The 19,194-nt window shown below is 43.6% G+C and carries 20 protein-coding genes; 1 reads left to right on the top strand and 19 read right to left on the bottom strand.

What is annotated here, in order from left to right; genetic code table 11:
* Positions 1–46 precede the first annotated feature (46 nt).
* The 19 genes from trmD to M3M36_RS01835 form a co-directional block, all read right to left on the bottom strand.
* Positions 47–790 carry a tRNA (guanosine(37)-N1)-methyltransferase TrmD gene (gene trmD / locus M3M36_RS01745; protein ID WP_252774406.1) on the bottom strand — a complete coding sequence of 248 codons (744 nt, stop codon included), beginning with the start codon at positions 788–790 and terminating at the stop codon, positions 47–49.
* Positions 780–1,307: a ribosome maturation factor RimM gene (gene rimM / locus M3M36_RS01750; protein ID WP_252774147.1), complete on the bottom strand. Its 528-nt coding sequence runs from the start codon at positions 1,305–1,307 to the stop codon at positions 780–782. The genes trmD and rimM overlap by 11 nt, the downstream gene beginning before the upstream one ends.
* Before the next feature lie 99 nt (positions 1,308–1,406).
* A complete protein-coding gene (gene rpsP, locus M3M36_RS01755) occupies positions 1,407–1,853 on the bottom strand; it encodes a 30S ribosomal protein S16 (RefSeq protein ID WP_252774148.1) in 447 nt (148 codons plus the stop codon).
* Between the two features lie 106 nt (positions 1,854–1,959).
* Positions 1,960–4,758: an isoleucine--tRNA ligase gene (gene ileS / locus M3M36_RS01760; RefSeq protein ID WP_252774149.1), complete on the bottom strand. Its 2,799-nt coding sequence runs from the start codon at positions 4,756–4,758 to the stop codon at positions 1,960–1,962.
* Between the two features lie 271 nt (positions 4,759–5,029).
* Positions 5,030–5,800: a DivIVA domain-containing protein gene (locus M3M36_RS01765; RefSeq protein WP_252774150.1), complete on the bottom strand. Its 771-nt coding sequence runs from the start codon at positions 5,798–5,800 to the stop codon at positions 5,030–5,032.
* 27 nt (positions 5,801–5,827) lie between these two features.
* Positions 5,828–6,622: a YlmH family RNA-binding protein gene (locus tag M3M36_RS01770; protein ID WP_252774151.1), complete on the bottom strand. Its 795-nt coding sequence runs from the start codon at positions 6,620–6,622 to the stop codon at positions 5,828–5,830.
* On the bottom strand, positions 6,623–6,877 hold the full coding sequence (locus tag M3M36_RS01775; RefSeq protein WP_047974355.1) for a YggT family protein: 255 nt from the start codon (positions 6,875–6,877) through the stop codon (positions 6,623–6,625).
* Between the two features lie 5 nt (positions 6,878–6,882).
* Positions 6,883–7,323 (bottom strand): cell division protein SepF, encoded by a 441-nt coding sequence (locus M3M36_RS01780; RefSeq protein WP_252774152.1) that lies wholly within the window; start codon positions 7,321–7,323, stop codon positions 6,883–6,885.
* Positions 7,324–7,336: 13 nt separating this feature from the next.
* Positions 7,337–8,593, bottom strand: coding sequence for a cell division protein FtsZ (ftsZ, locus tag M3M36_RS01785; RefSeq protein ID WP_252774153.1), 1,257 nt, complete (start codon positions 8,591–8,593; stop codon positions 7,337–7,339).
* Between the two features lie 24 nt (positions 8,594–8,617).
* Positions 8,618–9,970 carry a cell division protein FtsA gene (gene ftsA, locus M3M36_RS01790; RefSeq protein ID WP_252774154.1) on the bottom strand — a complete coding sequence of 451 codons (1,353 nt, stop codon included), beginning with the start codon at positions 9,968–9,970 and terminating at the stop codon, positions 8,618–8,620.
* A gap of 112 nt (positions 9,971–10,082) precedes the next feature.
* Positions 10,083–10,772, bottom strand: a complete 690-nt coding sequence (locus M3M36_RS01795; protein ID WP_252774155.1) for a cell division protein FtsQ/DivIB — start codon at positions 10,770–10,772, stop codon at positions 10,083–10,085.
* 26 nt (positions 10,773–10,798) lie between these two features.
* Positions 10,799–11,899, bottom strand: a complete 1,101-nt coding sequence (murG, locus tag M3M36_RS01800; RefSeq protein WP_252774156.1) for an undecaprenyldiphospho-muramoylpentapeptide beta-N-acetylglucosaminyltransferase — start codon at positions 11,897–11,899, stop codon at positions 10,799–10,801.
* Positions 11,900–11,910: 11 nt separating this feature from the next.
* Positions 11,911–13,266, bottom strand: coding sequence for a UDP-N-acetylmuramoyl-L-alanine--D-glutamate ligase (murD, locus tag M3M36_RS01805; RefSeq protein ID WP_252774157.1), 1,356 nt, complete (start codon positions 13,264–13,266; stop codon positions 11,911–11,913).
* A 78-nt stretch (positions 13,267–13,344) separates the two neighbouring features.
* On the bottom strand, positions 13,345–14,304 hold the full coding sequence (mraY, locus tag M3M36_RS01810) for a phospho-N-acetylmuramoyl-pentapeptide-transferase (RefSeq protein ID WP_252774158.1): 960 nt from the start codon (positions 14,302–14,304) through the stop codon (positions 13,345–13,347).
* Positions 14,304–16,448: a peptidoglycan D,D-transpeptidase FtsI family protein gene (locus tag M3M36_RS01815; RefSeq protein WP_252774159.1), complete on the bottom strand. Its 2,145-nt coding sequence runs from the start codon at positions 16,446–16,448 to the stop codon at positions 14,304–14,306. Before M3M36_RS01815 ends, mraY begins: the two co-directional genes overlap by 1 nt.
* A 4-nt stretch (positions 16,449–16,452) precedes the next feature.
* A complete protein-coding gene (locus M3M36_RS01820; protein WP_252774160.1) occupies positions 16,453–16,830 on the bottom strand; it encodes a cell division protein FtsL in 378 nt (125 codons plus the stop codon).
* Between the two features lie 62 nt (positions 16,831–16,892).
* Positions 16,893–17,846, bottom strand: a complete 954-nt coding sequence (gene rsmH, locus M3M36_RS01825) for a 16S rRNA (cytosine(1402)-N(4))-methyltransferase RsmH (protein ID WP_252774161.1) — start codon at positions 17,844–17,846, stop codon at positions 16,893–16,895.
* A 64-nt stretch (positions 17,847–17,910) separates the two neighbouring features.
* Positions 17,911–18,342: a division/cell wall cluster transcriptional repressor MraZ gene (gene mraZ / locus M3M36_RS01830; RefSeq protein ID WP_252774162.1), complete on the bottom strand. Its 432-nt coding sequence runs from the start codon at positions 18,340–18,342 to the stop codon at positions 17,911–17,913.
* A gap of 153 nt (positions 18,343–18,495) precedes the next feature.
* On the bottom strand, positions 18,496–18,837 hold the full coding sequence (locus M3M36_RS01835; RefSeq protein WP_252774163.1) for a hypothetical protein: 342 nt from the start codon (positions 18,835–18,837) through the stop codon (positions 18,496–18,498).
* A gap of 93 nt (positions 18,838–18,930) precedes the next feature.
* Here M3M36_RS01835 and M3M36_RS01840 point away from each other — a divergent pair, with 93 nt between their 5' ends.
* The gene (locus M3M36_RS01840) at positions 18,931–19,182 is read left to right on the top strand and encodes a DUF4044 domain-containing protein (RefSeq protein WP_252774164.1); all 252 of its coding nucleotides are present in this window, start codon (positions 18,931–18,933) and stop codon (positions 19,180–19,182) included.
* The last annotated feature ends 12 nt before the right edge of the window (positions 19,183–19,194 follow it).

The raw sequence follows: 19,194 nt of genomic DNA on the forward strand, positions 1-19,194 counted from the left end.
TTGTCCTTTATCCTCTATTCGATCTACCGATGCTTACTAGTACAAATTAATCATCTGCTAATTCACTCTTAATATCATCCAATAGGTCGCGTTCTTCATTTGTAAATACCCGATTTTCTAACAAATCAGGTCGACGCAAGTATGTCTTTTTTAACGCTTCTTTCAACCGCCATTCAGCGATTTTACCGTGGTTTCCAGAAGTTAAGACTTCTGGTACGCTGAGCCCTCGAAAGTCGGCTGGTCGCGTGTATTGTGGGTATTCTAGCAAGCCGTCAGCGAATGAATCACCTGCTGCCGATTCGGCATTGCCCAAGACATGGGGTAAAAAGCGCACCGTTGCATCAATCATAACCATCGAGGCTAGCTCCCCACCAGTTAACACATAATCGCCCAGTGAAAGTTCCTCATCTACCAAGGTCTTGATTCGTTCATCATAGCCTTCATAATGACCGGCAATAAAAGTTAAATGGTCATAGTTCGCCAATCGCTTTGCATCCGTGTGGTCAAACTTCTTTCCAGCCGGATCCAACAAGATGACATGCCCAGCACTTTTTTCAGGACTATTTTCCTTGACAGCTTCTAAGGCATCAAAAATCGGTTGGGGCGTCAGTAACATGCCAGCCCCACCACCGAAGGGATAGTCGTCAACATTATTATGTTTGTTTGTCGTATAATCACGAAAGTCGGTCACGGCAAAATCAAGGTCACCACGGTCGATGGCCTTGCCGATAATTGATTGACGCATCGGCGCAAACATATCTGGAAAAAGGCTTAAAACATCAATTTTCATCGTCAAATAGCCCTTCCAAGACATCAATGGTAATCAGCTTATCAGCCACATTGACCTCTTTTACGACGTCATCGATCACCGGAATTAAGCCATCTTTGCCTTTGGGACGCTTCATAATCCAAACATCGTTGGCTCCGGTCGTCATAATTTCTTTGATTTCACCCATAGTTTGCCCGTTTAAGTCGACGACGGTGCAGCCAATGATTTCGTTGTAGTAATACTCCCCATCGTCAAGGTCAGCGCGGTCTGCTTCATCAACAAAGATGTCCTGGCCCTTAAAAATTTCAACCTGGTTAATATTATCAACACCCTCAAAGGTGACCAACCACATGCCCTTATGAACCCGGGCCTTGGCAATCGTTTCCTTGACATATTTTCCCCGGTCCAAACGATAAATAGCTTGGCCCTTTTGAAAGCGGTCGTCCGCAAAATCCGTAATGGCTTTGATTTTTAACTCACCACGAATGCCGTGTGTATTGACAATCGTTCCAATTTTAAAGTAATTTTTTGTTTCCATACTCTCTATTATAGCAAAGCTTTGCTTATCTTAGCTTGTTCAAAAAGAAAAAACTACCAAATGAACTTTGGTAGTTTCCACTTTAAAAACCAGTTTGTCTTAAACCAATTCCAACAAATCAGCCTTCTTAGCTGATGCTGGGTAGTCGATACCCTGGGCGTCCAAGTATGCCTTAATTTCGGCAACCTTGTTCTTAGCCGTTGGCTTTTCAGATGAAGCAGCCGCAGCTGGCTTAGCAGCTACCGCTTTCTTTGTCTTAGCAGGCTTTTCAGAAGCTGCACCAGCCTTTTGTTCAGCATACTTAGCCATGATTCCAGCCTTTGACAACAAGTTACGAGCTGTATCAGATGGTTGTGCACCATTTGCCAACCAAGCCAAGATCTTAGCTTCGTCCAACTTTACTTCTGCTGGAACAGTAATTGGGTTATAAGTTCCCACTGTTTCGATAAAACGACCGTCACGTGGTGAACGTGAGTCAGCGATAACAACGCGGTAGAATGGACGCTTCTTAGCACCCATCCGCTTCAAGCGAATTTTAACTGCCATAATATAATTCCTCCGTATTTCTTTACTTCTCTATTATGCCAAATATAAAAAACGATGTCAAGTGTTTTTACTTGACATCGTTTTTTAAAATCCAAATAACTGATTTTTAAGCTTCAAAACCTTCTGCTAAAGCAGCTGGGTAATACTTCCGAACCAATTCAGCTTCAGCTTTTGATAATTCTGGGAAAGCTTCATCAGCTCCCAAGTCTTCGTGATAGCGACGGTCACGTGGTGACAATCCACCACGGGCCTTTTCGACTAAGACAGGCACGCCATCAAAGCTTGGCACCGTTTCCACTACCTCTTCACGATCCTTCAAGTCTAGCTGTGAGACCATCAAGATCAAACGTAAGTCTAAGTGTAAATCAGCTAAAACGTTCTTCTGATCAGCCGTCAAATACAGCGTCATGGCTGCTTCGGCATTCTTACCAACCAAGCCATCAGTTCGAGCAGCTTCGATTGCCTTGTTCGCTGCCGAACGCAATGTAAAGACTGTTTCCCACTTGACCATCATGTCTTCAGTTTCTGGCAAATCCTTTACCGTTGGCATGTCTTGCAAGTAAGCGTATTTCGTGTTGGTATGTGGGATATATGACCAGATTTCTTCAGCCGTGTGTGGCAAAACTGGCACCATTAACTTCGTTAAGGCCGTCAAAATTTCATAGAAGACAGATTGCATTGAACGACGCAAAGCGGAATCCGGCGCTTCAACATACACCACATCCTTGGCGACATCCAAATAAAAGGCCGATAAGTCAACATTAATAAAGTTAATCAACCGAGAGTAAATTTCATTGAGACGGTAGTTATCGTAACTATCCTTCAAATCTGCTACCAAGTTATTCAACAATACCGTTGCATATTGGTCATGGGCAGCACGGTCTGCAAAGGCAACTTGGTCAGTTTCATAATCAAAGTCAGCTGTGTTTGCCAACAAAAAGCGCATAGTATTGCGAATCTTACGGTAAGAATCAGCAACTTGCTTCAAAATTTCATCTGAAACCGGCATATCCTGGGACGTATCAACTGAGATAGTCCACAAACGCAAAATTTCAACACCAAATTTGTTCCCAACATCCAATGGTGAAATCGTGTTTCCAAATGACTTTGACATCTTGTTGCCCTTACCATCCAAAGTAAAGCCTTGTGATAGCAAGTTCTTGTAAGGCGCCTGGCCCGTTACAGCCACAGAAGTAATCAATGAAGAGTTAAACCAACCACGGTACTGGTCAGATCCTTCCAAATACAAATCAGCAGGATAGTCCAATTGAGGACGTTGCCGCATCACCCCATTCCAAGAAGAACCGGAATCAAACCAAACGTCCATGATATCTTCTTCCTTCTTGAAGTGGCCATTTGGTGAATGTTCGTTCGTATAACCTTCTGGCAACAAGTCCTTAGCTTCACGTTCAAACCAAACATTTGAACCGTGCTTTTCAACCAATTGGGCAACATGTTCAATAATATCAGCATCCAAAATCGCTGTTCCATCTTCTGCATAAAAGATTGGTAATGGCACCCCCCAAACACGTTGACGAGAAATGACCCAGTCTCCACGACCAGCAATCATGTTATGCAAGCGCTTTTGACCCCAAGCTGGGAAGAAGTTAACCCCATCAATTTGGTCCAAAATATCTTTTCGGAAATTATCAATTGAAGCAAACCATTGCGGCACAGCTCGCCAAATAATTGGCTTCTTTGTTCGCCAATCAAATGGATATGAGTGAGTAATCTTTTCCTTAGCCAAGAACAACCCGGCATCCGTCAACTTAGTGATAACCGTGCCAGTGACATCATCATAGAACCGACCTTCAAAATCGGGGCCCGCATTCTTGGTCATGTTTCCCTTTTCGTCAACCGTCACAACAACATCTAAGCCGTATTCCTTTGAAACATTGTAATCATCTTCACCAAAGCCTGGAGCCGTGTGGACCAAACCAGTTCCAGAATCCAAAGTAACATGGTCGGCATTCATAACCACTTCTTCAGCATCAGCGTCCCAAGGATGGTAAGCCGTAATCTTATCCAAGTCTTGGCCCTTATATGAATCCAAAACTTCGTAATCTTCCCAGCCAAACTTTGGTGCAACCGTTTCCAGCAATTCCTTGGCTACAACATACTTCTTGTCTTGACCAGTTGGCTTCACCAATACATAGTCAAAATCAGGGCCCAGGGTAATTCCACGTGAAGCGGTAACCGTAAATGGTGTCGTGGTCCAAACAACCAAGTAAGTGTCGCCATCCAAGATTCCCTTGCCATCCTTAACGCGGTTCGCATAGAACAATGAAGTTGACTTGATGTCGTGATATTCAATTTCGGCTTCCGCCAAAGCTGATTCGGATGACCATGACCAATAGACAGGTTTAGCTCCCTGGAAAATGTAGCCCTTCTTGGCCATCGTACCAAAGACGCGTAACTGTGCGGCTTCGAATTCAGGTTGCAAAGTGATATATGGGTGATCCCAATCAGCCATAATCCCCAAACGCTTAAAGTCATTGCGCTGCTTGTCAACTTGCTCCAAAGCAAAATCCTTGGCCAGGTTGCGCCATTCACTCTTTGGCATTGACTTACGATCATGACCAGCCTTTGTTAGCTGCTGTTCGATTGGCAAACCGTGTGTATCCCAGCCAGGAACATAAGGTGCATAGTAGCCGTTCATGTTCTTGTAGCGGACAATAATGTCCTTAGTAATCTTATTCAAGGCGTGACCCAAGTGAATGTTACCATTGGCGTATGGAGGGCCATCATGCAAGTTAAAATGTGGCTTTTGCTCGTTTTGTGCCAGTCGTTGTTCATAGAGGTTGTCATCGTACCAACCTTGTTGCCGTTCTGGCTCCGTTGTTGGCAAAGAGCCTCGCATCGGAAATGCTGTTTTTCCTAAATTCAATGTGTCTTTATACTTCATAAGAGACTCCTTTCAATAAACGAAAAAACGTCCTGTGCCCAAAAATTTGGGACAACAGGACGTTTTTTACGTGGTACCACCTATCTTCCGCTAACCATCGGTTAACGCTCTAACTGGCGATAACGGGCCAAGCCGTCAAACTTACTCTTAGTTCAGTTTGATTAAGGGTAAGGGATGTAAAAAAGCTGAGGGAATGACCATCTTACACCGGACATGGCTCGCTAACAATATCAACTTTTTCAAACTGGCTTACACCGTTAATAAATCATTTTTACTTTGGTTGCCCATTTTCAGGAAAAACGACCACTGTTGGATCTGCAACTTCCGCTTCTACCTCAACTGTTTCACTTTCAGCAGGCTTCTCCCCTTCACTAGGTTCGATTGGACCTTTAGCAAAACTTGGGACTTCTTTAATGTCGGTTGGCAACGGCTTTTCTTCAGTACTATCCTGACTAGTTGGTGCTGAAACGACTGCTTTCGAGGCAGGATTCAACCAATCGTTCGTTTCAGCCAAGACCTTTTCCGATAATTCAGAAGCAGGTAACTTGTCAACTGCCTGTGATAATTGTCCCTGCTCAAGCAAAGCTTTTTGTTGGTCAATCAGTGACAGGAATGATTGCCGGAAACTATCAACTCGCTGACGCAAGCGGTTTTGTTCGTCAATTAAATCAACATTCTCTTGCGCCAAACGGGCAGATTCAGCTTCAGCTTTTTGATGGGCTTCATCAACAATTTGCTTGGCTTCATCTTGAGCATGGGTCAATTGCGACTTCACTTCAGATTCCGTCTCAGAGCGCAAACGTGAGGCAGCGCTTTGGGCAAACATGATTGATTCGTTCACTTGATCACGTTCACCTTCGAGCTCATCAATACGGTTTTGTTGCTGACGATTTTGTTGTTGTAATTTCTCAAAATCAGCCAATAAGGTACGGTAATCATTATTGACTTCATCCAAGAAAGAATCAACTTCGCGTGCGACATATGCCCGTGATCCCTTTCTAGTGAATTCATGGTTTAAAATCTCATCTGGTGTTAATGCCATCTTATCTCTCTGCCTCCCGAATTCATCTCATCGATGAATAATATTAAAAACTGCTTTGATTTTATCCTTTTTGCTCTGCCCTGACAAGCTTTCTAAGCAAATTCTTCCATATTTTCTCACTGAAATCACATCTTTTAGGGAAATTTGCCGGTCAACCTGATCACTAACAGTCCAATTAACTTGCACAGAGCCACTGGTAACTAAAGCTTGTGCTTTTGCACGTGCCAGTTTGAATGCAGCTGCTACAACCACATCAAGACGCAACGATTTGACTAAGAGAAATTGATCTTGGCCATCTTCTTCCTTTTGAAAGGCGTGCTCGAAGCTAATTGTTTGCCAGTCGGTCTTAACCTTGCCAATGCGACCAATCTCTTGGCGAATAAAGCCGACTAATGGCTGGTCAACCGCTAATTGAACTTGCCCTGCATCTTCTTTAACCACGATATCGCCAAAGCCTGACCGATCGAGTCCGGTGTGTACAAGTGCACCTAGGATGTCTTTATGGCGCAGGCTGACAAACTTAACCGGAAAGGTCAATTCTAACAAAACTAGTTGAAAGTCACTTTCCTCAACCTCATAAAAATCAGGTGCAATCACGATTCGCTTTGATTCAGCTTGGTCAAAAATCCCGTCTTCCAACATTTTTAGGCCTGCATGCTGATTCACCAGCGTTTGCGCAATGTAGCGCTGTCGCGGATTTAAAAATTTGGTCAGAACTAATCGATAGTCGATTTCTGCCTGATTTACCCAGTCGAGGGCTTGCTTCACAAAATCGCCCTCACTTTCGTGAAAGTGCTGGGCGATAGCCTGCTGATTACTCATTTAAAAGAACCATGCCAAGGCATATTGTGCCAAATCCAAGACGATAAAAGCGATTAATGGTCGCAAATCTAAGATGCCAATTGGTTTGATAAAAGAGAACCATGACAAATATGGCGTCACAATTTTCCCTAATTCACGGCCAAACCATGTGTTATAAGCACCTGGAAACCATGACATCAAAACATAGACAATCAGTGCATAAGAATAAATCTTAAGCAGCCACGCAATAATCGTGACTAGTAGTAGTCCAAACATAAATATTAATACCGACCTTGATTATCAAGGTTTTCACTCATAGAGCCTGCTACTTCATAAGTTGAAGGTGTCAACAAGAAAATTTTCTCACCAACTCGTTCCATCGAACCCGAAACAGCATAGACAGCGCCGCCAATATAATCTAAAATTCGCATTGCTTGTTCCTCTTCCAACTGGGAAAAGTTAACAATCACAGCATCCCCTTCAATCACTTGACTGGCAATTGCTCGTGAATCAGCGTAAACCTTTGGTTCAAAAAGAGCAATGCGACCTTGCGCAACTCCAGCAGCTCCAGTTTGATTCTGATTTTTAAATGCGGTCATTTGCTTGTTTGCTGCAGGCTTTTGCTTTTGAACAGGTTGTTGCTCAGGTGCCTCTTCATAGCTCTCTTCTTCATAATAATCATCATCGCCCGAAAAAAGGCGCTTAATCCCATCAAATGCCATTAGTCAATCCCCCTTATCGTTTCTTGAAGAATGGTGGCTGATCATCATCTTCGTTTGACAAGTCTAAATCAATATTTTGGTTAACCGGCTCAACGGGATCAAAAGCTCTCTTTTGAACGCCATCGAACTGACCTGTTTGGTTACTTGGCCGTTTGCTAGTCGTGATATCCCAATTTTCAAAGGGATCATCCTTACCAGGCACGCTCTGATTTAAAGACTGGTCTTGACCAGTTCGAGCAAAAAGACCATTTTGCTCTGACTCATTTGTTGATTTGTCTTGTTGAACGGAACGTTTGAGGGGTTTGACACCACCCGCTTGCAAACCGGTCGCAATCACCGTAATTCGAATTGAATCGCCTAAGTCTTCGTCAACAGAAGTTCCAAAAATAACGTTAACGTCGCGACCGGCTTCTTGGTTAATCACATCAGCAGCAGTCTGAGCTTCGTACAATGACAAATCAGGACCACCGGTGATGTTCAACAAAACATCTTCAGCACCAGACATATCAACTTCGAGTAATGGTGAAGAAATGGCAGCCTTCGTTGCATCACTTGCACGGGATTCACCATTGGCGACCCCAACACCCATCAAAGCTGGTCCAGCATCTTGCATAACTGTTTTCACATCGGCAAAATCCAAGTTAATGAAACCAGGATTGGTAATCAACTCTGAAATACCACGAACACCTTGGGCAACAACGTCATCGACAATCTGAAAGGCTTCCGACAATGGTGTCTTCAAATCGATGCGGTCCTTGAGCTTTTCGTTTGTAATCACAATCAAAGAATCAACGGATTCAGATAAGGCTTGTAACCCTTCTACCGCATACTTTGATCGCTTTGGCCCTTCCCATGAAAATGGGCGAGTAACAACAGCGACCGTCAAGGCCCCCATTTCTTTAGCCGCCTTAGCGACGATTGGAGCAGCACCATTTCCGGTTCCACCACCCATTCCGGCTGTCACAACAACCATATCGGCACCCTCTAGGGCTGATTTAATTTCTTCTTCAGATTCTTCAGCTGCCTTGGCACCACGCTCAGGATTTGAGCCGGCACCAAGTCCACCAGTTAATTTTGGTCCAATTTGAACCTTTTGACGAGCCTTTGATTTATCTAAGGCCTGGACATCAGTATTGGCAACAATAAAGTCAACCCCTTGGATGCCTTCGTCAATCATATGGTTGACCGCATTAGATCCACCACCACCAACACCAATGACCTTGATGATAGCGCCGGCTTGATCCTGCGTTTCGTCGATTGTAAAATCCATGAAAGTTACTCCTTTGGGAATGTTTTATTCGTTGTCGTCTGGTTCTGCAAACAAGGAAGCGAGCGTTGACTTTACTCGTGAAAATACTCCTGGTTTCTTTTCAGCTGGATCGAGGTAAACCCCTTCCTCGCCTTGTGCTTCAATGACATCATTATCACCATCGTCAACCAAGTGATAATGGCTGGCTTGGTCCTTTGCTGCTTCTTCCACCTGTTGTCCCATCAGGACTGCCTTGATTTCCAAGGCTAAGTTACTTTGGAAAGCTTGATGGGAAGCATAGGCAAGGGCTCGGGCGAAGCTCGGATGACGCAAGCCAATTTGTGTTGGCTGTGCAACCTGAACATTTGAACCAAAATGTTCTTGAGCCTTAGCAAGAACTCCAGGTGTTGCTGCGTTGCCACCAGTAATGAGAAAACCACCCGGTAATTCTTCAGCACCAATGGCTTGTAACTGCTGGTCTAAACGATCAAAAATTTGGTCGTAACGCGCTGCCATAATTTCAGACAGATACTGTTCGTCAACCGCCTTTTTTTCCGTTAAGCCAACGGCATTCACATAAAATTGCTGCTTAGCCGATGCCTGGTAAGAGTCGGCTGACCCATATTTTTTCTTAACAGATTCAGCCTCATCAACACTAATACCAAGAACTGTCGAGATATCCTTAGTAACCTGGATACCACCCTCATAATCCACGGTCATATACTTTACCTTGTGATCATGGACGACAGAAGCAGTTGACTGGCCACCAGCTAAATCAATTAGAATCGCGCCAAAGTCTTGTTCAGCGTCATTTAGAAAAGCGGGTGCCAAAGCAATTGGTGCTAAAACCAGTGACTGCATCTGTAAACCAGCCTTTTTAACAGCGGTCTTAATCGTGTCAACGACTTTACTTGGTGCCAAATAAGCTAGTCCTTGGACTTCCAAACGAACACCAATCATATCGGTTGGATCTTTAATGCCATCAAAACCATCAACAATAAATTCGTTTGGTAAGAATTCAACAACCGTTTGGTCTTGAACTGAAAGCGAATCGAGGGCTTGATGTGTCACATTGACGACATCTTGATTCGTAATTTGTTTATTTTGATTTTCAATCGAAACGAGCCCGGTCACCGTTTGGATGTCCACATGGTTAGCTGGTAAGCCAACAACCACCTCGTTAACTTCAATATTTGCCTTTGCAGCAGCCTGTGAAACTGCTTGTGAAATGGCCTCAGCCGTTTGGTTGATGTCAACAATCACGCCACGGCGTAAACCAGCACCAGGGGCACTGCCCGTAGCAATGACGTTGAAGCGACCATTTTCGCTTTGGGCAACGACCACTTTAACCATGGTTGTCCCGATATCTAATCCAACTATCACGCCATCTTGGGTCATGCAAATCTCCCCTTTTTTAATAAAAATTTAGAAATTAAACCTAAAAATAATCTTATCATATTATACCTTACTCTGGTAGGGCTTAGAGCCAATTTATGAGCAAGTTTTTTCATTATGAACCATTATATGGATATGAGTATGATCCATATTGCAAATCAACAATCCCAACTGTCGACATTTGCGCTGCAATCCCAGCATAATATTGCATTTTATCGGCCAATGTATTCTGAGTTGCATAAACCGTATTGCCGTCATTCATTGACAATACTAGTTTATCGCTATTATTTGTATCTGGTGCAAATTTAATCTCGCCAATATCCTGACGTATTGGCTTATCCAAAGAAGAAACTGCCCTAGCAACCCTTTTAATCCGGGTCACAGAAGAAAAATCAGTATAGATGGGTCCCTGACCATCAACTTGGTTGATTTTGCTTTGATTTCCGGCTGAATCGAGTTGATACCATTGTTCACCCTTCTTTAGAAAACCGGCATTAATTTTCTCACCTGCTTCAATTGAAACCGTGCTCTTTGTTAATGAAATTTTCACCTGCGAAATTTTATCGTTACTTCTTTTTAGTTTTTGTTCTAAAAAAGTTTCTTGAAAGAAAACTTGGTAACGGTAATCACCGGGCTTAATCCCCACTTCTTTTTCAATTGTCTCAGATGGGATATTGCCAGCATCAACATTAACTGTCGTAATTTTCACCCAAGGTTGCCAAATCATTAAAATGGTTGCGATTGCTGCCAAAAAAATAAAGGACACGGTGGCACTGGTCCATCTGGGATTCATTCGCATTGTCATTTTAATTCTTTGCAAGGCAATTACTCCTAGTCTTTGATGACTGATTTGATCAAGCGATAGAACCGGTCACCGGCATCGGTGATCCCAACAGCTGCTGCTTGAACCTTCATGGCTTCTGCCTGTTGGTCGTTTAATAGCAAAGCATCCGCAGCCTTGACCAAGGATTGGCCATTAAAATCAGGTTCCTTAATCGACAAAGCAGCTCCCGCTTCCACCAAGGCACTCGCATTTTTAGTTTGGTGGTCACCCGTCACAAACGGCGATGGCACCAAAATAGCTGGTAGACCAAGAGCCGTTAATTCGGCAATCGATGTTGCCCCTGCCCGAGAAACCAAAACATCCGCCTTTTTCATCACAGCTGGCATGTTATCAATATAAGGCAAAACTTTAATATGATCGCCAAGTGTCAGGCCCCGCTCTTGCAACAAGCGGTTAAAGTTATCAATTCGCTTTGGTCCGGCAACCAAGACAACCTGGTAAGGACGGTCATTGAATGTTGAAATCGCATCAAGAGTCGCTAAGTTAATGGCTGGTGCACCTTGTGACCCCCCAAAAATCAACAACGTCTTTTTGTCATCCTCTAATCCATAACTCGTCCATGAAAAATCAGATTGAAGGTTCGCAACTTCCTGAGCTCTGGGATTACCAATCACCGCTGTTTTATCAACCGGGAACTGGTCCTTAGCTGCTTCAAATCCCAGTCCAATTTTGGTTGCATTTTTAGCCAAAAACTTGTTGGTCACACCAGCAACTGAGTTTTGCTCATGAATGACCGTTGGGATGCCCATTTGTTGGGCAGCATATAAAACAGCACCGGAAACATAACCACCAGTACCAACAACGACATCCGGCTGAAAGTTCTTTAAAATTTTCTTAGCAGCAGCAGTGGCCTTCAAAAATAAATAAATCGTTTTAAAATTGGTTAACGAGAGCGAGCGCGAAAAACCTTGGACCTCCAATTGCATAAAAGGCAAGTTTGTCTTTGGCACGATCTGCTTTTCAACTCCACGGAAAGAACCAATATACAAAAATTCGGCTTCCGGTTCCTTTTTCTCAATGATTTTGGCCAAAGCTAAGGCCGGATAAATATGGCCTCCCGTTCCACCACCTGATAACACTATTTTCATCTTTGCTCTCCTTACCCAATCTGCAAACTATTTTTTAAGGCTTGTTCGTAAGCATCCCCACGAATTTCAAAATTAGGATATTGATCCCAAGAAGCGGCGGCTGGTGAAAAGAGAACTACTTCTCCTGGCTTGGCCATTTGGACAGCCAATGGTGCCGCTTCTTCGACTGATTTGACAACCGTTACCGGTAAATTCAAGGAATTGGCCAAAGCCTTCACCTTATCGTGCGTTTCCCCAAAGGCAATTACCTGACGAACATGCTTTAGGTCTGGGGCCAAGCGAGACAAGTCATCCCCACGGTCTAGTCCCCCGGCCAGCCAAACAACTGGCTGGTGAAAGGCAGATAAGGCGGCTTGCGTCGCTTCAATATCAGTTGCCTTCGAATCGTTATAATACAAGACACCCTGCTTTTTAAACAAGAATTCCAACCGGTGCTTAACGCCCGAAAAGGTCTGCAAAACATCAACGATGCCTGCTGGGTCAGCACCCGCAACCGTTGCTGCCGCGGCTGCCGCTAAAACATTTTCCAAATTAGGTTGGCCAACAAGCTTAACATCTTTGAAAGGCATTAGTGTTTGTCCTGCAAAAATGAGATCATCGCCACGTTGATGAGCATAGGCCGCTTGGTCTTGATCATCAAAGAGCAATACCTGAGCTGCTGTCTTACTTTCAATTAGTGGCGTATCTGGTCCCTGCCCATTTAAAATCAGAAGCTGATCAGGCCGCTGGTTCTCTGTGACGTGAATCTTTGCCGCTAAGTAAGCCGTTCTCGTATGATGGAAGTCTAGATGGTTTGCAAAGACATTGGTAACCACGGCAATATCAGGCTGAATCATTGGAATCCCAACTAATTGGAAAGAAGACAATTCTAAGACAAGCGTATCTTCCTGCTTCATCGGACCAATAACCTGACAAACTGGCGTTCCAATATTACCAGCAACAACGACTTTCCCCTGTTTTGGATCGGCTTGCAGCATCTTGCCCAAAAGCGTTGTGGTCGTCGTCTTCCCGTTTGAACCGGTAACAACAATCAAACGTCCAGTAAAAGTCGACAAGGCAACAGAAACTTCAGTCAAAATTGGGATCTTCAACCGCTCCGCTTTTGCTAGCAATGGTTGTTCATAATGGATACCTGGATTTTTAACGACAAAATCAGTTCCTTCGGCCAAAGATTCTGCTTGGTCGTTTTCCAAAAAGACAACACCGGCAGCTTGCAAGGCTTTAAAATCAGCGTCTTCTTCAATTTTGTCCCGATTGGCAACTGTGACTTGTGCACCAAGTTCTACTAGACGCTTGGCAGCGGCCTTCCCTGATTTGGCCCAACCCAACACTAATACTTGTTTGTTTTTAAAATTTAACTCTGCCATACCCTTCTCCTTTTTTCTTGAACACACAATGCTGATTTTTTATGTACAGTGGTTAACGTTATTAACCACTTTTAAATTCTAGTAAAAAATGAAAACAGCCAAAATGGCCAAAACTAATCCAACTGACCAAAAGGCAATATCAATTTGCCACTCCGACCAACCAAATTTTTCAAAGGAGTGGTGAATTGGCGCCATTGGAAAGACTCGCTTATGGAAAAAGTGATAAGAAAATGTCTGAATAATAACAGACAAAGTTTCAATCACGAAGACCAAACCAATAATTAACAGTGAAATCACAGCATGCAGCAAGATCGATTCAACTGCCAAACCAGCCCCCAAGGCGAGCGAACCCGTATCGCCCATAAAAATCTTAGCCTTTGGTAAATTGAAAATCAAAAAGCCAACTAACGTTCCAATCAAAATCAGGTTAAAGGAAACCATCGCCCAATCAGCGGCCCAATAAGCCATGACTGCATAGGCACCGTAAGCAATAATGGCTAACCCACCCAAAAGGCCGTCAAGACCGTCGGTTAGGTTTGTTGCATTCGACCAACCTACTAACCAGAACCAGATAAAGATGACATAGAAATAGCCCAAATAAACAACACCAACAACTGGTAAGTTAATAACGGCTGGCACCTTTAAGGCCCAAAGCAAGAACATCACCACCACGGCCGATAGCGTTTGTGACGCTAATTTTGGCTTAAAAGCAAAGCCATCATCGGCATGCTTCAGCAGTTTCAAAACATCATCGACAGCACCAATTAAGGCAAATGAACCAATCGCTACTGAAAGAGTCAAAACTGTCGTAAAAGCAGTTGAATTTTCATAGGTCCTTGGCAAACAAAAAGAAACGATGATTGCCACCGAGACGAAGACGGCTCCTCCCAATGATGGTGTACCGGCCTTTTGCTGGTGGTCTGGGCCCAAGACCCGAATGACGGCCTGTTCCTTACTTTGCTTTAATTTTTTGATCACCATTGGCATCAAAAGTGCTGTGATAGCCATTCCCAAGAGGAATTCTAGTACAACTGACATTACGTTCTCTCCTTAAAGTTGACGCTAATTTTACTTTGACCAGTCACCGCTGTACCGGCCGTCACGCTTTGCTTCTCGCCATAACCAGACCCTGTTAAGGACATTTTGACTTTTGCTAGATAGCCCCAAGACAAAACATCATTTTTCGTCCAAGAGCTAAAATCAGGAACAGTGACTGCACCGCTTGCCGTCAAGAAGACGCGCTGACCCTTAATGGCATCCTGATTTCCTTTAATTGATTGCGCCGAGATGGTACCACTTGAACCCAAAGTTGTTACAGACAGGCCCGCATTTTGTAGTGTCTGCTCAGCTTGGCTAATCGACAAGCCCTTCACGTCAGGAACTGTGACCTGGTTGGTCTTTGACTTAACACTATCATCCCCATCGTTTAGTGCCTGAAGTATCACTGGTCGAAAGACATTGTTCAATGTAATTTGAATGTTGGCATCTGGGAAAACCTGTGGCTGGCGAACCGCTATATACATAATATACTTTGGATTTTGTTCAGGCACAATTGCCATCACCGAATGAATATCATTTGTTAACCCATCCAGGTACTTTCCATTCTCGGAAATCTGTGCGGTTCCGGTTTTAGCAGAAACCTGATAACCAACATCTGACAAACTATATTGTTTAGCCGTTCCATCATCGGCATTGACAACCCCGGCCATTAAAGACAAAACTTGCTTGGCAGTACTTGCTGAAATGGGATTAGCGACCTGAGTCGTCTTGCCCTGGTAAACAACTTTCCCCGTCTCCGGATTGGTGACTCGGTCAACCAGGTAAGGTTTAATTTCCTTTCCCCCATTGGCAATGGCTGTATAAGCCTGAAGGAGCTGGGCCGGGGTTACCCGAATAGCTTGACCATAGGCCGTGTTAGCCTGATCAATTGGTTGTTCAAAAGACATTGACCCGGCTTCTTCGTTTGGTAAATCCATCCCAGTCTTTTTCAAAAAACGGAACTTATTGATATAAGATTTCCAAGTGCTAGCACCAAGAGCCTGTTCCAAATGCGCAAAACCAACGTTTGACGACCGTTCATAGGCTTGGCGGTAAGTTAAAGTACCCTCATTATTGCCAAAGGCATCGACCACCTTTTGGCCATTAATATCATAGGTTCCAGATTGATAAGTATCATTTGGATGCCACTTGCCTTCTTGAATAGCAGCCGCCAGCGTAATAGTCTTCATCGTGGAACCCGGTTCAAAGGACCCTTGATTAACCAAGTTTTCCCAAGCAGATGAGAGCCCATCCTGCGTGTTGGGATCGAAATTTGGCCGTTGCGTAGCGGCCACAATCTTACCCGTTTTTGCTTCCATCAAAACCGCTACAGCCGACTTAGCCTTTGTGCCAGCAAAGAGAACGTCCATTCGGTTTTCAAGCGTGGCCTGCAACTTTTCATTCAACGTTAAGGTCACATTGTTCCCATTTTCAACCTGATTCTTTTTAGAAGTTTCATTCTGATTTCCAAGAGCAGTCTGGATACCATCTTTACCTCGTAAGGTATTGTTTTTAAAAGCCTCGATTCCCAAAATTCCACCCAGTATTCGCGTACCGGCAGAATTTATCGTTGAATTTGTTAAACCAATAATATGGGAGGCCATACGGTTATTCGGATAATACCGAGATGGCTGGGAACTAAACTTAATGCCAGTTAAATTTAAAGCCTTAATTTTATTATAAGTATCGACACTGAGGTTTTTCGCCTTAGGACCAAATTCGACTTGAAGCTTGTCAGAGGTCAACTGAGCATATAAGTCATCATAGCTGATGCCAAGAATACCACTAAGTTTCTGTGCCGTATCTTTCTTGTCAATCACATAGTCAGGCTTGCCTGTTTTCGTTACTTGCTTTTTATCCAAAACAGCATACATATCATAAACAGTCGAATTATCCGCCAGGACTTGACCATCCGAATCCAAAATTTGCCCACGAGTAGCCGGCACAGTTTCCTTTTGCATAAAGGCCAATCGAGTGGCAGCAGTTAGGTTATGGTGATTGACCACCTTAAAACCAGCAATCTGAAAAAGACGACCACCCATGATTAAAATAACACAGAAAGCCCCCACAAAAAGGAGGCCACCGAAACGTTTACCATTCCGTGTTATTTTTTTCCCGAGTTGTCGTCTTTTCTTCTGCTTCATCTGCTTACTGGTTTACATTCCGAACGTTATTAGTACTCTGTTCCATATTAGCTGATTGGGCAACCTTTTCCAAGTTGTCACGATTCGTTTTTGATTGAATGTCACCACGATAAGAGTCGTTTTCTTCTTTCACGTTGGTGACCTTCTGGGAGATCTGTTCATTTTGAGCATCGACTCGTTGCATGGTCACAGTTGTTGCCACTGTTCCCATCATTAACAGTAAGACAATCCCGGCCATAAAAATAACCAAGCCACGTTCGCGTTTTGTCCAGACGGCTGCCTGGTAGCGTTTTTTGGTCCGAACTTTTTTGGCAGACGGTGTGACGGGCTGCTCAGGTAAGGCAGTCGCCAAATTTTGATAGCGATAAGCGTTTTGTGCCATTTTTGAACTCCTTTACTAGTAACTTTGCCAAACAAAAATCATCACATTGCTGATTGAAAGCGTTAAGAACCTTCGCGCTTCAAGCGGACAATGCCTCTTAATTGCGCCGAAGCAGATCGATGATTTTCAGTTTGCTCTTCTTCACTTGGCTTAATCGCCTTACGTGTCAATAATTCATAGTCTGCCTGCATTTGTTCAGGCAAAAGTGGCAAACCACGTGGTAAATCAGGTGTGGCTGCCTTCTCACGAAACATCTGCTTAATCAACCGGTCTTCTTGCGACTGGAACGAAATTGCTGAAATTCGTCCATGAACAGCCAAAAGGTCTAAAGCCTGCGTCAATGAGTCTTCAAGAGCCCCTAATTCATCATTAACGGCCACTCTCAAAGCTTGAAAGGTCCGCTTGGCCGGATGGCCCCCATGACGTCTAGCTGGTGCTGGAATCGCCTCTTTAATGATTTCAACTAGATCAAAGGTGGTTTCAATCGGCTTTATTTCCCGCGCTTGTTCAATCTTGCGAGCGATGGCTTTACCAAAGCGATCTTCCCCGTAACGAGTCAAAACTCGGACCAAATCTGAAAAAGGCCAATCATTGACAATTACCTTTGCTGTTAAGTCCTGACGACGATCCATGCGCATATCCAATGGTGCATCATGGTTATAAGAAAATCCTCGGTCACCTTGGTCAAACTGAACGGAAGACACGCCCAAATCGTACAAAACACCATCAACTTGGTCGACACCAAGGTCATTTAGGCTTTGCTTCAATGTGCGAAAATTTTGGAAAACCAAAACTAACTGACCATCAGCAATTTCTCGTTCATACTGCTTTTGATTATGTACGATGGCGGTCTGATCTTGGTCAAAGGAATAAAGGGTCCCAGTGGTCAATTCTTTGAGAATTTCTCCAGTGTGACCCCCACCACCCAAAGTTGCATCGACGTAAATTCCGTCTGGCTTGACCGCCAGCAATGCAACCGCCTCTTTTTGGAGGACCGTTACGTGTTCAAATGCCATTTTAATGTCCTCCTGTTTCACACTACTCTCGTTCATTTTTTTGGTTCACGTTCAATAAATAACCTTAAAAATCAAAGTCAACCAATCCTTCAGCAATTTCATCAAAGTTTTCAGCAGTATCCTCGGTATAGGCCTGCCAATTTTCCTTTGACCAAATTTCAAAAGAATCACCGGCGCCCGTCACAACCACTTCTTTATCGATCTGGGCATAGTCTTGCAGGTTACCATCAACAATGATGCGCCCCTGCTTATCAAACTCTGCTTCTTTAGCGCCGGCTAAAACAAAACGCTTAAAGGCCCGGGCTTCTTTTTTCCCAAGCGGCAAAGTGTTTAATTGTTCCTCTAAGTTTTGCCAAACCGACATCGGCATGGCCCGTAAGGCATGTTCCATCCATCGGACAATCACGAAAGATTCACCCAATTGATTTCGAAACTTAACAGGGATGGTGAGCCGACCCTTGGAGTCTAAATTATGTGAAGATTCCCCCATGAACATCGGCGCACCCTCCTTTCTTAAAGATAACTTAACAATAATTTACCACATTCCCCCACATTCCTCCACTCTTCTCGTAATTTTTTTTAAAATGTTGGTAATAAAAAAAGCTTAAACCCTAAAAAATTAGGATTTAAGCTTAGTGGGGAATCGACCCTATCTTTTTAAAATCACAGCTAGAACACACAAGGCAAGCATCAAAATAATCCCAAGTATGCCAGTCGCCTGCCAATACCGATGGCAAAAGAAAGCCAGTCGTTGGCGGTGCCACAAAGCAATCGAATTCCAAATTGCCCCAATTAACAGCCATACAACTAAAATAGCTAACAAATCAGATCGATAAAAGGCCGCACCCCAAGTCAAATGTGCGAAAACAAAAGTCGGAATGACAGCAAGGTCCAAGACACCAATTTTTGGAAAAGCGCGATAAAAAAGTCGCCACAAAATAATTAAAAAGAAAATGGCTAACCAAATTGCAGGCCAATAAAACCACATCATAACATTCACCTCTTTGTCAACTTTACCAAGGTCAGTTGAGAATTTCAATTTCTTTCATCTATATGTTATGATACATTTAAATTACTCAGGAGAATGTTGCTACCAATCATGGCCAAGAAAAAAGCAAAGAAAAAAGTAAGTCAAACACCCATTCAAAAAAATGCAAACGTTGATACCGAACTGCAAGATGAAGTTATCCGTCAATTAAATAAACGACCAATCCCAAAGGTTGAAAAGAAAAAGAAGAGTAAGTTCCAGATTTGGACTTGGATCATGTCAATCTTTATGGTGATTGTCATGGCCGGTTCCGTTATCTATGCCGCCATCGCTGCCATTGGCCACTAAAAAAAATAAAAA

It is taken from the genome of Fructobacillus americanaquae (genome assembly GCF_024029775.1).
Taxonomy (GTDB): domain Bacteria; phylum Bacillota; class Bacilli; order Lactobacillales; family Lactobacillaceae; genus Fructobacillus; species Fructobacillus americanaquae.

Coding starts and splice junctions, on each gene's coding strand:
- trmD (WP_252774406.1), bottom strand. CDS start 790: ATGAAAATTGATGTTTTAAGCCTTTTTCCAGATATGTTTGCGCCGATG.
- rimM (WP_252774147.1), bottom strand. CDS start 1,307: ATGGAAACAAAAAATTACTTTAAAATTGGAACGATTGTCAATACACAC.
- rpsP (WP_252774148.1), bottom strand. CDS start 1,853: ATGGCAGTTAAAATTCGCTTGAAGCGGATGGGTGCTAAGAAGCGTCCA.
- ileS (WP_252774149.1), bottom strand. CDS start 4,758: ATGAAGTATAAAGACACATTGAATTTAGGAAAAACAGCATTTCCGATG.
- M3M36_RS01765 (WP_252774150.1), bottom strand. CDS start 5,800: ATGGCATTAACACCAGATGAGATTTTAAACCATGAATTCACTAGAAAG.
- M3M36_RS01770 (WP_252774151.1), bottom strand. CDS start 6,622: ATGAGTAATCAGCAGGCTATCGCCCAGCACTTTCACGAAAGTGAGGGC.
- M3M36_RS01775 (WP_047974355.1), bottom strand. CDS start 6,877: ATGTTTGGACTACTACTAGTCACGATTATTGCGTGGCTGCTTAAGATT.
- M3M36_RS01780 (WP_252774152.1), bottom strand. CDS start 7,323: ATGGCATTTGATGGGATTAAGCGCCTTTTTTCGGGCGATGATGATTAT.
- ftsZ (WP_252774153.1), bottom strand. CDS start 8,593: ATGGATTTTACAATCGACGAAACGCAGGATCAAGCCGGCGCTATCATC.
- ftsA (WP_252774154.1), bottom strand. CDS start 9,970: ATGACCCAAGATGGCGTGATAGTTGGATTAGATATCGGGACAACCATG.
- M3M36_RS01795 (WP_252774155.1), bottom strand. CDS start 10,772: ATGACAATGCGAATGAATCCCAGATGGACCAGTGCCACCGTGTCCTTT.
- murG (WP_252774156.1), bottom strand. CDS start 11,899: ATGAAAATAGTGTTATCAGGTGGTGGAACGGGAGGCCATATTTATCCG.
- murD (WP_252774157.1), bottom strand. CDS start 13,266: ATGGCAGAGTTAAATTTTAAAAACAAACAAGTATTAGTGTTGGGTTGG.
- mraY (WP_252774158.1), bottom strand. CDS start 14,304: ATGTCAGTTGTACTAGAATTCCTCTTGGGAATGGCTATCACAGCACTT.
- M3M36_RS01815 (WP_252774159.1), bottom strand. CDS start 16,448: ATGAAGCAGAAGAAAAGACGACAACTCGGGAAAAAAATAACACGGAAT.
- M3M36_RS01820 (WP_252774160.1), bottom strand. CDS start 16,830: ATGGCACAAAACGCTTATCGCTATCAAAATTTGGCGACTGCCTTACCT.
- rsmH (WP_252774161.1), bottom strand. CDS start 17,846: ATGGCATTTGAACACGTAACGGTCCTCCAAAAAGAGGCGGTTGCATTG.
- mraZ (WP_252774162.1), bottom strand. CDS start 18,342: ATGTTCATGGGGGAATCTTCACATAATTTAGACTCCAAGGGTCGGCTC.
- M3M36_RS01835 (WP_252774163.1), bottom strand. CDS start 18,837: ATGATGTGGTTTTATTGGCCTGCAATTTGGTTAGCCATTTTCTTTTTA.
- M3M36_RS01840 (WP_252774164.1), top strand. CDS start 18,931: ATGTTGCTACCAATCATGGCCAAGAAAAAAGCAAAGAAAAAAGTAAGT.